This window comes from Leucobacter japonicus (genome assembly GCF_001273855.1).
Taxonomy (GTDB): Bacteria; Actinomycetota; Actinomycetes; order Actinomycetales; family Microbacteriaceae; genus Leucobacter; species Leucobacter japonicus.
Genome location: NZ_JHBX01000079.1, coordinates 1 through 11,523 on the forward strand (window position 1 = coordinate 1; position 11,523 = coordinate 11,523).

At 62.0% G+C, this 11,523-nt stretch carries 13 protein-coding genes, 1 tRNA gene and 1 pseudogene; 4 read left to right on the forward strand and 11 right to left on the reverse strand.

Going from position 1 to position 11,523, the window contains the following annotated elements:
- The 10 genes and pseudogenes from AMS67_RS02695 to AMS67_RS02745 all read right to left on the reverse strand — a co-directional run.
- A partial coding sequence (locus tag AMS67_RS02695) for a hypothetical protein (protein WP_206541729.1) occupies nt 1-489 on the reverse strand: 489 nt, incomplete at its 3' end.
- Nucleotides 486-1,412, reverse strand: a pseudogene (locus AMS67_RS17950) (PD-(D/E)XK nuclease-like domain-containing protein). The pseudogene AMS67_RS17950 and the gene AMS67_RS02695, both read right to left, overlap by 4 nt.
- Nucleotides 1,413-1,781: 369 nt before the next feature.
- Nucleotides 1,782-2,279 (reverse strand): hypothetical protein, encoded by a 498-nt coding sequence (locus tag AMS67_RS02710; RefSeq protein WP_075201199.1) that lies wholly within the window; start codon nt 2,277-2,279, stop codon nt 1,782-1,784.
- 105 nt (nt 2,280-2,384) lie between these two features.
- On the reverse strand, nt 2,385-2,699 hold the full coding sequence (locus AMS67_RS02715; protein ID WP_156316508.1) for a hypothetical protein: 315 nt from the start codon (nt 2,697-2,699) through the stop codon (nt 2,385-2,387).
- 1 nt (nt 2,700) lies between these two features.
- On the reverse strand, nt 2,701-3,240 hold the full coding sequence (locus tag AMS67_RS02720; RefSeq protein WP_053386003.1) for a hypothetical protein: 540 nt from the start codon (nt 3,238-3,240) through the stop codon (nt 2,701-2,703).
- Complete coding sequence (locus AMS67_RS17220) at nt 3,237-3,410, reverse strand: hypothetical protein (RefSeq protein ID WP_156316509.1); 174 nt, start codon at nt 3,408-3,410, stop codon at nt 3,237-3,239. Before AMS67_RS17220 ends, AMS67_RS02720 begins: the two co-directional genes overlap by 4 nt.
- A gap of 363 nt (nt 3,411-3,773) precedes the next feature.
- Nucleotides 3,774-4,010 carry a hypothetical protein gene (locus tag AMS67_RS02725; RefSeq protein WP_156316510.1) on the reverse strand — a complete coding sequence of 79 codons (237 nt, stop codon included), beginning with the start codon at nt 4,008-4,010 and terminating at the stop codon, nt 3,774-3,776.
- Between the two features lie 724 nt (nt 4,011-4,734).
- The gene (locus AMS67_RS02735) at nt 4,735-5,226 is read right to left on the reverse strand and encodes a hypothetical protein (RefSeq protein ID WP_053386006.1); all 492 of its coding nucleotides are present in this window, start codon (nt 5,224-5,226) and stop codon (nt 4,735-4,737) included.
- On the reverse strand, nt 5,216-6,040 hold the full coding sequence (locus tag AMS67_RS02740) for a hypothetical protein (RefSeq protein WP_053386007.1): 825 nt from the start codon (nt 6,038-6,040) through the stop codon (nt 5,216-5,218). The genes AMS67_RS02735 and AMS67_RS02740 overlap by 11 nt, the downstream gene beginning before the upstream one ends.
- The gene (locus AMS67_RS02745) at nt 6,040-6,255 is read right to left on the reverse strand and encodes a hypothetical protein (protein WP_156316511.1); all 216 of its coding nucleotides are present in this window, start codon (nt 6,253-6,255) and stop codon (nt 6,040-6,042) included. The genes AMS67_RS02740 and AMS67_RS02745 overlap by 1 nt, the downstream gene beginning before the upstream one ends.
- Before the next feature lie 141 nt (nt 6,256-6,396).
- On the opposite strand from AMS67_RS02745, the gene AMS67_RS02750 reads away from it, so the two are divergent.
- From AMS67_RS02750 to AMS67_RS02765, 4 genes are read left to right on the forward strand one after another with little or no spacing between them, the layout of a single operon-like run.
- Nucleotides 6,397-6,915, forward strand: a complete 519-nt coding sequence (locus AMS67_RS02750) for a hypothetical protein (RefSeq protein ID WP_156316512.1) — start codon at nt 6,397-6,399, stop codon at nt 6,913-6,915.
- A gap of 6 nt (nt 6,916-6,921) precedes the next feature.
- Nucleotides 6,922-7,374, forward strand: coding sequence for an ImmA/IrrE family metallo-endopeptidase (locus AMS67_RS02755; RefSeq protein ID WP_053386010.1), 453 nt, complete (start codon nt 6,922-6,924; stop codon nt 7,372-7,374).
- A gap of 8 nt (nt 7,375-7,382) precedes the next feature.
- Nucleotides 7,383-8,768: a recombinase family protein gene (locus AMS67_RS02760; protein ID WP_162230807.1), complete on the forward strand. Its 1,386-nt coding sequence runs from the start codon at nt 7,383-7,385 to the stop codon at nt 8,766-8,768.
- Nucleotides 8,768-11,125 carry an FtsK/SpoIIIE domain-containing protein gene (locus AMS67_RS02765; RefSeq protein ID WP_053386012.1) on the forward strand — a complete coding sequence of 786 codons (2,358 nt, stop codon included), beginning with the start codon at nt 8,768-8,770 and terminating at the stop codon, nt 11,123-11,125. Before AMS67_RS02760 ends, AMS67_RS02765 begins: the two co-directional genes overlap by 1 nt.
- Nucleotides 11,126-11,336: 211 nt before the next feature.
- Here AMS67_RS02765 and AMS67_RS02770 read toward each other — a convergent pair.
- Nucleotides 11,337-11,419: transfer RNA gene (locus AMS67_RS02770), tRNA-Leu, on the reverse strand.
- Nucleotides 11,420-11,523: the final 104 nt, after the last annotated feature.

The following is an 11,523-nucleotide window of genomic DNA, read 5'->3' on the forward strand; positions in this document are numbered from 1 at the left end:
GAGCATTGCGAAGATGCACTCACGTACCGCTTTCGCGCCCTGGTTCTGGTTGTTGAGGTAGATGTCCCCGAGGTCGGTGAGCGCCTGGTTTCCGTTCCTGGTGGAGCGAAGATGAGGGACGATGAACGAGCGTGTTGAGCGCACATTCTCCTGCTGATCCCACGCCCACGCCTGCATCTCGGAGACACCCGCTTCGTCGTCTCGGCGTAGCTCGCGCACCCCGTAGTCAACGTTCTGCCAGATCCGTGCCAGCTCACGGGCGATGTGGATACTCATGCCGGAGCCACGCTTGGGCACTGAGTAGAACGCGCGTGAGGCGACCGCGAGGCGACTGCACAGCTCGTTCGATTGTTCTGCGGCACGGTTCGTATCCCGCGGGAACGACTTCGCCACCTGCACTGCAGCAGCGACCTCCGCGACCGCACGGGACTGCTCCACCAACGCGCCCTGGGATGCTGGCTTCTGCAGCAACTGTTCAATTTCGGTCATGCGTTCTCTCCAAATCGTTCCTGGTATTCAGCGATTGCGAAGTGCGGTGCTCGAGCAAACGCGACCTTCGTGTCCGGGTATCCGGGCCACTCCCCTGACTCCATGCATCGCTTGTAGATGTCTCGCGCTTCGAGCGCTTTGATGTACCCCATGTCTGCGAACTGCTGATCGAGTTGGATCAGGTTCACAAGGTGTGGAGCTGCGGTTTCGACAACGATGAACACCATCTCCATGCGCCGGCCGGTCACGATCTCGAGCAGGTCGAGGTAATGGCCTCGTGCGATGTCGTACCCGTACTTCGCTGCGTTTCTTGCGAACGCGTCAGCGGTGGCGTCGTCTCAGGTGGTCTTCAAGTCGACCGCGATATGCCCCTCGTTGGGGAGCCGATCGAAGCGGCACCGCAACGGCACCCCGTTACTCTCACCGAACATCGACACCTCAGAACGGCCGGGTCGCTCCATCAACTTCCGGGCAAGACCATGACCGAGCACGGCTTCCGCCATCGCATCCACTGGGCCGAGTTCGTGCGCCAGCATCGGGACACGCCCTGCCTGCCTCGACTCATCGCGTGCCTCCCGAGCTTCCTTAGTGCGCCACGAATCAAACTGGAACACCTCAACCTCGTCATCCACACCGAGCACCTTCGCGTGAACAGCAGAGCCAAGGTCATAGGACTTCTTGTACTGCTCGTGCCCGTCGATCACCTCGTACTTGTACTTCGCGGGTGACTTCAGCAGCGTCTTCGCGCCGGTCGCTGAGAGCGATTCTTGAGCGTGGTACTCCTCGTTCGGGAGGTCGTACACGACACCTTCATATCCCAAAGTGTTTCTCCTCTCTGATGCGGTCGATCGCGGCATCGTTCGCGGCCGTCCACCCTGAAGGGTCGTCCGGCCACCACCCCTGATCGCCATCCGCCCCGGCATCCTCAAACACCGTGTCCGCACCCCACGGATCACGACGCGGCGCGCTCACAGTGGCTGCTTCCGGTTGGGGCATTCCGGGTTGCCTTCTCGCGTGTGCGGGTTCATGCACTTCCCACACATGTGCGCCTTGACCGGGCGGTCCACGTCATCGACGTATAGGCCCTCACCAAACGAAAGACCCGGAGGATTCCACCCCCGGGTCTCGTTCAAAAACGTTGGCGTCTCCGACATCACGACACCTCCAACTTCTTTGGCGGGTAGTCGCCAACAAACTGCCGATAGTTGTGGTCCGGGTCGAAATCCTTGAGAGCGAACCCAGCGCGCGAACGAATCGTTCGCGCGGTCGCTTCACCCTTGGAAAGGATCGAGCTAGCTACGCAGGCCGATCCGATCAACCTGCGCTTTCGAATCTGCACGTAGACGTACTTCGACGCAGTTCCGCGCGTAACTCGCCAGAAGTAGCCCTCTGGAAGAAACGGCAGGCCTGTTTCCGGGATAGTCATTCTCTTCTCCTATGTCTCGTATGGTGAGCCGCATCGACGCTGGCTCACCTCGCCGGTACACGATGACCGGCATCAACTTCTTCATGAATTCGTTCGTGTCGTCCGGGACAATGCCGGCGTCCACGATGCCGTCGCACAACGCTTTGAGCGTGGGGACGGGGTTCTCGTCGTCGCGTCGGGTGCGGGTGTTCACGAACCAGGTCAGTGACACCTCGCACCGCCGCATGACGGGCAGGTGAGCGGCCCGGGTACAGATGAGGCCGCGAATCTCTTTGGTGAGTTTCGCGGCCTGCATGTGATGCATCCGATAGTTCAACGACAGGGGCGGCTTCGACCAATCGAAATCGAAAGTCCACTCAGTCATCACAGATCCCAAGCCAGACGAGGATCGCCGTGCGTCGCTGCCACACAGCCACACCAGCCACCAGCACCGCAACAATCGCACCAGTGACAGGGTCGATGTAATCCATCACGCCTCCCCGTACACGTTCACGAGACGATGCAGAACCCGCACCAGATGATCGAGTTCGTCGTCGGGTACACCAGCCTCCAAATGGCCCGGAAAGTCGTCCATGAAATCGAGCCAGCAGCGCGCGTTATAGAACGCACCCACACCAAGCAGCAGAGTCGCTTCACGAAACTTCACCAACACCGCCGACTTCCGGGGCGGCTCAACCATGCGCGGCTGATCCAACGCGCCAGGAACCCACGACGCATACCGCCGATTCCCCTCACCCAACCCGAAATGAACCACCCACGGCTCAGGATCACGAACAGTCGCCACGCTATTGAACATCCGACACCACCGGCCAAATGCGACGAGCGGATAGGACCTGGTATGCCACGTCCACGCGTACCCCATTCGTGTTGCGGAACTGCTTGAGCGAGTCCACGGTGAACACCCTCGTGATGTCGCCCCCGCCCATCTGCACATAAGTGAATTCCCACACTTCGCCGGGTTTCGCGTCATGCCACGGCTTCGGCTCCGGGTGAGCGGCGAAGAAAGCGACTAGAGCGCCATGAACGCCCCCGCTCATTCCCTCGAGTTGCTCTCGGAGCCGAACCAGGTCGCGAGTCTGCACCGAGCTGTCGCGGGAACGTTCATCTACCGCGCAAGCGGAGTCCTCACCAGTGGGGTACACCACGTAATCCGGGTTCTCGGGCCACCGCCACCGCCCGAGTTCCTGGTCGCGCTCATGCTGGAAGAACTCACGCAGCGCCATCGCTGATTTGGCCTGCACGTTTCCGCCCATACCGAACTCCACTGACCCATGAATTGTGCGCTTCACTCGGATCCCGTTGCTTGCTACGAACTTGTCGCTCATGACACCACCCATTCCAGTTCCCGGATCAGACGCGTAAGTGCAACCGACTCGCGCTCCCATACCGAGTCGCCTAGTTCCTCGCCCGGAGACGCCTCTTCAAGCTCATCTGCATACCCACGCTGACCACGCAACTCCGCGATCCGCGCTTCGATCTCTTCCTTCGACTTCATCGCCCTTGCCTCGCTGCCCGTTCGTGCTGCTCGCGTTCGTAGTCGCACGCCCTGCATTGGCCCATTGGTCGCGGCCCGTGCAGCGCAAGATCCGTTGTCACGTGGTTATGAAGAAGCCGGGACCGCAATCTCTCCCACTGCTCATCACTTGGCATATCGAACTCCCTTGTCTCAAAACTTGTGCGGGAATATGGGGCCAGCCGTAGTTCCATCGACTGACCCCTTATCTAGGTACGACCGCTACGCAGCCCATCCCGTACGGCAAACCCCGATGCCGCCGCCAACCCACATTGGGCCGCGATGACGCACTAAAGCGCCAGTACCCGTGCGCCGATCCGCGAGCGCACACACGGGCCAAACCAACTACGCAGTCACCAACTGCACCACGTCGATCACCTGAAGCACGACATGCACAGCAGCGAAGATCAGCCAGGCAATACCGCCCACCCACCCAAGAAAGCCGAACACTGCAGCGGGCCAAACACTGTCAATCGCGCCAGCAATCCCCACACCGATCAGCGAGAACAGAGCCACCGCCAACCACGTCCCAGCGCCCGCAAGAATGAACCACACCACGAGCCAAACAACTGCCTCAATCACAACATCCACCTCTCTTCAGCGGACTTTCCGCCGTGGCGGTCAGGGTCACGATCCCTGCACGTCACCGGGTAACCCAGCCATGACGCGACACCATGCGCCGCCCGCACATAACCCGTGCCCGGTTCCCCACCAACGCGGGGCCAAAAAAACTCTGAGCCGCTTAACCGATACGGCACCGTTCCCACCACCAAGCAGGCCAAAATCGCACGCCAACAACTCGCACCGAAGGGCCACCAGAGCCCCCACGTATGGATCGCGCACACCATCTCTGGTGCTGCCAACCACTCCCCACACACGAAGCCGTGAGCATCAGGTCATTACTCCCGATGCGACGCCGTGTGCCGGTTATCTGTTATTCAGTTCAATGCCCTGGTGCCAGTCGTGGAACGCCCGATGAAAGGGGCTCTCGTGACGGTGGGCGGCTGTTTAGGCCTTGTCGTGAACCGGCCAGTTATGAGGCCGACCGGCCCGTTTTTGGGTGCACCAAGCACCGGTGGGGTCGAAACCCCAGAAGAGGAAGGAACTAGTTAGGCGATTGCCCGGTACACGGGATCAGCGAAGTCGGCCTGGATCTCTCTCACCAACACCTCCAACTCATCAACCGAAGGACCACCCGGCTTCCACGCCGCTTCCGCAGCCTCACGGGGGTCAGAGTTCAGAATCCGGGTGAGCGCCCTCCCGAGAACGCGTCCCGCAGTGCGCCGGCAAGACTCGAACGTTTCCATCACGCCGCCGCCTGCTTCTTCGAAAACGCTCCAGCTTCGAACGCGGCGCCCATAGTCTCGAACTCGTGGACAATAGGGCGGATCGCCATGATGTCGCTGTTGAACCGCTGGAACGAGTCACGTGAGGCCCGGAAGTTTTTGTATCGAATCTCGTTCATAACGTCGAGATCCTCGGGCCGAACGTAATACCAGGTCTTTCGCTGGCCAGCGCCAAGGGTGACAACCATTTCGAAGTCCTCGAACACGAGCGGCACGTCTCCCGCAGCGATCTTCGAGAGCAAAGCATCAGCATGTCGGCCATGGGTGGCATCTGCCTTGCGGATTTCCGAAAGGAGCGCTTTCTCGACATCGATTTCTAGCCGCCCAGCCCGGACCTCAACCATGAGTGTCTCGACCGCTTGAGCCTCGGCGTCGCCCTTGTCCATGCCAAAGTCGCTCGCAGCATCGACGGTTTCGAACCAAACACGGGAGTAGATCTCTTTAGTGCTCATGGCGTGACTCCATTTCGTTTGCAAGAGTGGTGAGATACTCGGCAATTCGACGCATCTCGTCGGGGCTAACGAGCGCCCTGTGGACGGGTTGCACTTCATCGCGGCCCGATGGCCACGTGACATCGAGGAACGTGTTTCGCGCTCTCTCGTACTGGAACCTTTCGAGGGATGCGAGCGACTGCCCAACAGCCTTGGCTGTGGCGATCGCATTCTGTAGCTCAGCCGCATCACCAGTGAGCACTGGTGTCGATTCACGCGGACGCGGCTCGGGGCGTTTGTACTCCTTGCCGTCAAGCCCGGTCACTGTCTTCACCTTCTCCGTCACCGTGTGCTCTGTCGTTTCGACAGGGCGGTCGATTACTTCGCCCGTACGTGTGTTCACGGTGAGGTCATCGATAGACTCCACGAACCCAGAGGACATGAGCGCCGCAGCTTCATCCGGGCGACTGCCCTTGATGAGTTCAGGTGTGTCAGATGACACACCTCGCGCCGCTTCGATGTCGCGAGCCACTGTCTTGAACCCAGTGCCGACAATCGGGGCGATTGCCCTGGTGCTCATACCTGCTTCAGTAAGCTCAGCAACAAGTTCTCGACGTACGTCCCGAGCGAGGCGCAGTGGCTCGTTCCCGAACAGGTCAGTGACGTAGGCCGTCCATGATGCGTAGCCGAGGGTGACATGGTCCTCTAGGTCGCGAGCCGTGTGTACAAGCTTCTGAAGCGACTCCATCGCCTCGTTCGCATTCGTGGCATGGAAGCGTATCCGCTCGGCGCGACGTTGAGCCGCGTCAACATCGATTTGCAGGATCTCGGTCATCACGCCGCAACCTTCGTCACGAGCGAGTCCAGGGGCAGGCCCGAGATGTCGTGCAACTTCTCGAGCAGGAGCAGCCCCGTCGCGCCTTCGTCGTATGCCCGTGTGATGGTGGATACGGAGACTCCGAGCCCCGCCGCCATGCGTCGCGCGTTGATGGTTCCAGCGAGCCGTCCGTTGTCGTGAATCCATCCCTCTTGGGCTGCAATTTCGACCATCGCGGTGGTGTCTACCTTGAGCACTTTGGCCCCCTTTCTGGTGTTCGCAAGTTGATGTTGCGTCCACCATAAGTGATGTTTCTGGGGCGCGCAACTAGCTCGCAACTTGCGCAACTGTTGCGCGTGCGCAATACTGTGGGCATGACTGAAAACACATGGTCGGACTGGCTACGCGCTCAACTCACCGAACGCGCCTGGAAACAAGCCGATCTTGTGCGCGAATCAGAGGGCCACATCAAGGCCGACCGGGTAAGCAAATGGCTCGCCGGTAAGGAGTCACCGAGCCACAAATTGGCCACGGTAACCGCAAACGCCCTCGGCGTGTCGCGCGATGAGGCTCTCATCGCAGCAGGTTTTCCTGTCGGAACCGGAGAGCTAACTGACCGTGACGCGAACCTCCAAGCCGCGCTCGATCGCATCTCCACACTTTCGCCCCGCTTCCGCCTCGAGAAGATGCTCGAGCCATTCGCCGACTCGGAGGTACTGCACGTCCTGCGGATGCGCGCACTGAAGCGCGAAGCCCAAGATGGGGATTCAGGCGATGACGAGTCGATAAATGTCGGCGGTTCCGATGACACTAATGAACCCGCCCAGCAAAGCGATTTCACATTGGCAGCAAAGAAGCGGAGCAAGAACCGCGGCGAAGTCACCTACGACTAAGGAGGAATGGTGCAGGATCTGTTCGACCTAGCAGAGTCGCTCGGTGTGCGTATCGAGTACGCCGATCTCTCGCATCTAGACCGCGACGGCGACTGCAACATTGACGAGCGCGTGATTCGCCTGCAGGAGGGCATGCTGGAACGTCTCGAGCGGTCCGTTCTCTGCCATGAGCTCGCTCACTTCATCCGTGGTGACCGGCGCACGATGTTCGGCGTGTATGACGAGCGTGACGAGCGCCGTGCAGACGAGTGGGCGGCGCACTACCTGATCGCCATGATCGACTTCGAGCACGCTGAGTTGAAGTTCGGGAACAACGTCGAAGCCATCGCACAGGAGCTCAATGTCATGGACTACATCGTTGAGGCCTACATGCGCACTCTTGATCGACTCGGCGACTACCTGTACGCATTCGCTCGCATGGGCGACGGCCAGTGGGCGAAGAAAGTCGCGGTTGCCTGATGCCCTCGTTGAAAGCTGTCCCATCGGCACCAAAGAAGGCGGTTCTGTACCTTCGCCAGTCGGTCTCGCGTGATGACTCGATCAGCATCGAACTACAAGAACTCGCCGGCCGAAACCACTGCGAGCAGAACGGCTACGACGTCGTCGGCGTAGAGGTCGATGAAGGGCTGTCGGGTCGCAACTGGTCGAAGCGGCCTGCAGTCCAGCGAGTAATGGACATGATCGATAGCCGTGCTGCTGACGTGATCGTGCTGTGGAAGTGGTCGCGCCTGTCGCGTAATCGCAAGGACTGGGCGATTGCTGCTGACCGTGTCGACATCGCGGGCGGGAGGATCGAATCCGCCACTGAGCCAATCGACACTGCAACCGCATCCGGACGCTTCGCCCGCGGGGTGATGACGGAATACGCCGCGTTCCAATCTGAACAGATCGGAGAGCAGTGGCAAGAAGTATTCGCCCGGAGAGTAAGCCTAGGGTTGCCACCGACTGGGAGCATGCCGTGGGGGTGGAGGCTAGTCGATGGTGTCGCGACGATCTCGGAAGGTGACCGCGCGACCATCCGCAGCATGTATGCGATGTACGCAGAGGGCAGTGGACTCGTCGCTATCGCCAACTGGCTAAACGAGAACGGGCACCGCTCGAAGCGCGGAAACCTCTGGCAATTCGCCGCAGTGCGTGGTTGTCTCGAGTCGCCATTCCACTCCGGTCAGATCTCGTTCAATGGCGAACTGGTTCCAGGCGTGCACGACGGCGTAATCAGCCCGGATGAGTACGCGCGTTTCATGGACCGTCGACGCGATAGGTCGATCGCCAAGCGCCCCCGAGTCTCGCCCTACCTGCTCTCAACGCTCGCCGTGTGTCACTGCGGGCGTAAGCGCGTCGGGAACGTCTCGAACAGCAGGCTCCGCTCCTACACATGCACTGCAACCGAGAAGCATCCGCGCAAGACGCGGGTTTGCGAGCCTGTTGACGAACTCGTTGGACGATGGGTCATGGGGCTACCAATTGGCGCAGAGGTTATCGACACATCCGCGCCCGTAGACACGTCTCTACTGGCTGGGCGTCTCAAGCAGCTCAACCAGGCGTTGGTCAACTTGAACATCAACTTGGCGATGGAACGACTCTCCACCGAGGAACACGCTGCAGCTCGATCCGCGCTGCAATCCGAGATTGCGGAGCTGGAATCGCAGCAAGCAGACGCGGCGAAGGCGTCCCGAAATTCGGCGTCGCACTACTTGGAAGGGCGGACCGAAGCGCTGCGCCATTGGCCGGCGCTCAAGGTTGATGAGCAACAGTCATTCCTGCGTGCAACCGTTCGGTTCGTGGAGATCCTGGCGGACGACACCATCAAGATCCACACGCAGTGGGGGGACATCGTTCATTGCGGTAATTGATGCTCGTCGATTACAAAGGCGGTGCCGCGTTTGCCGACTGCGTCGATCTGCCGCACACGGTCGGCCTCGTGACCGACCTCAATACCCACCTGGTACGCCGAGCCCTGACCTCGCTTCGCGCGGAGCTCCGGTATCGCGAGGAGTTGTTGGCCGAAAAAGGTGCCAAAGATCTCATCGCACTGGAGCGGCGCGGCGACTCGGAAGCTCCGCCAGCACTCGTGATCGTCATCGACGAGTTCGCAGCGCTGGCGAAAGAGATTCCCGAGTTCGTCGACGGCGTGATCGACGTCGCCCAGCGCGGACGGTCGCTCGGCCTGCACCTGGTGATGGCTACGCAGCGGCCGGCCGGGGTCATCACCGACAACCTCCGCGCCAACACGAATTTGCGTGTTGCGCTGCGCATGGCGGATCCGGCCGACAGCTCAGACGTGATCGGCGTCGCAGACGCGGCACTGTTTTCACCCGAGGTTCCTGGTCGAGCAGCGATCAAGGTCGGTGCCGGGCGTCTGGCGCACCTGCAGGCGGGGTATCTCGGTGGTCGCGCCGAGACCGAGTACCGCGACGCCGTCGAGGTGCGCGACCTCGAATTCGGTGAGCGCGAGCCGTGGAATCTGATCCCCGAAGCGCGGTCGGGAGCCGCACGAGCCCACCGCGGCACTCGCGACATCGAGACGCTCGCCAACAACATTCGCAACGCCGCGCAGCACCTCGGCACGGCAACCCCGCGCCGCCCCTGGGTCGATCAACTGCCTGACGAGTTGCCGGTCGATTCTCTGCGGCCTCCGTCGGCCGCCGCTCGCAGCGCCCGACGCGGCGCAGCGGCCGGTGTGCTGCTCGGCCTGATCGATGAACCGCAGTCGCAACGGCAGTCTCCGTATATGGTGCAGCTCGCAGAGATCGGCAACCTCGCGATCTTTGGTGGCGCGGGCTCTGGCAAGACCACCACTCTCATCTCGCTCGCCGTCTCGGCGGTGACCGCCGATCCACGTACGCATCTCTACGGTATCGACTGCGCCGGCGGGCGCCTCGGAATGCTCACGGCGCTGCCGCACACGGGCGACATCGTTCCGGGCGACGAGCGCGATCGCGTCATCCGCTTGCTCGCACTCGCGAAGCACACCATCGCTGAGCGAACAGCCGCGGCTGCCGAGAACCCCGCGCCGGTGATCGTGTTGCTCGATGGACTCGCGGCGTTCCGCGACGCGCACGAGCATCGCGGCGGTGGCGCCGACCCGTTCGCCGATCTCATCGACATTGCGGCGAGCGGACGCGGCACCAACGTGCACGTCGTGCTCACCTCCGAACGGTCGAACGGACTCCCCGCCTCCCTCGCATCAAGCTTCTCAGAGCGCCTCGCGTTGCGGCTGACCGCTGAGGCGGACTACCAGATGCTCGGGGTACCCCTTGAGGCACTCGAGAACACCGGGCCCGGGCGGGCCATTCGCATCGGTTCTGGCGACGAGCTCCACATTGCACTGCCCGGGGCGACCGGTGATCTTTCTGACACTCGCGCTGCACTAGAACAGCTGGCGCTGCGGATGGGTGAACAACTTATCGACCGACCGGCACCGGTGCCCGCGGTTCCCGCGGCGATCGACCGCTCAGACATCGTGCGCAGCACCGGCGCGAGCGCGCCATTCGCTCTCGACACCGACCACCTCGAGGGCGTGGGCACACCGGGTGAGGGGTTGGCACTCGTCACCGGGCCGGCGGGTTCCGGGCGCACGCATGCGGTTCGCTCGCTGCTCGCGGCCATGAACGAAGACGCCGGAATAGCTGAGCGCCCGCTCGAGGCCGTGCTGATCGCCCCGCGGCGCAGCGAGTTGCGTACTGCGGCCGCGTGGTCGACGATAGCCGACACCGCGGAATCTCGGACCGAGCTCATCGAACGCCTCACACGCGCACTCGGCGGCACCCCCGCGGCGCCGGCGGGCCTCACGTTGCTGCCGCTCGTCGGCACCGTTCCTCCTGAAGCTGAGCCCTCCGAGCCCGCGGCTTCCTCCACCATCCCTCCACCATTCCCGCGGCCCGGCGCTCGCGCGATCGTCGTCATCGAAGACATCGGCGGGTTCGACGGGAGCGGCAACGAGGCTGCGCTCGGCGCACTGCTGAAACTGCTGCGCCGCAGTGACGCGACGACCATCGTCGAGGGTGAGAACGCCACGCTGGGAACCGTGTGGGAACTCGCCTCGCCGCTGCGCGGTGCGCGCTGGGCACTCGCGCTCCAACCCGACGCAAATGACGCGCCTTCGGTGTTCACCACCCCGTTCACGCACGCGAAGCGCGCCGATTTTCCGCCCGGGCGAGGGTTTCTGGTGCAGAGCGGCCGCATCACCGGGGTGCACGTGGGGCTGTGAGTCGGCCGCGCGGCGTACGACGCCTCGCACACCGATTCGACGAAACGCACACACTTGACGTCGAAAACTGTATGCGTTTCGTCGAATCGGTGCCCGAAGAATGGCTGGTCAGGCAAGTGCTCGACGGGCCCGAGGCCAAATGAACCTGGAAGCCTTCACACAACGCAATAGGCCCCGATTCACAAAGAACCGGGGCCTATCTCATCACTCGTGCGCGAGGGGGGACTTGAACCCCCACGCCCTTGCGGGCACTGGCACCTGAAGCCAGCGCGTCTGCCATTCCGCCACTCGCGCGAGTCGTTTCCTGAGCGTCTCCACTCAGACAACTCCCCTAGCTTAGCACCCTGGGGCCCGCACACCAAAGCGGGCTAAACTAAAGCAAACCGCCGCGGGCGCCG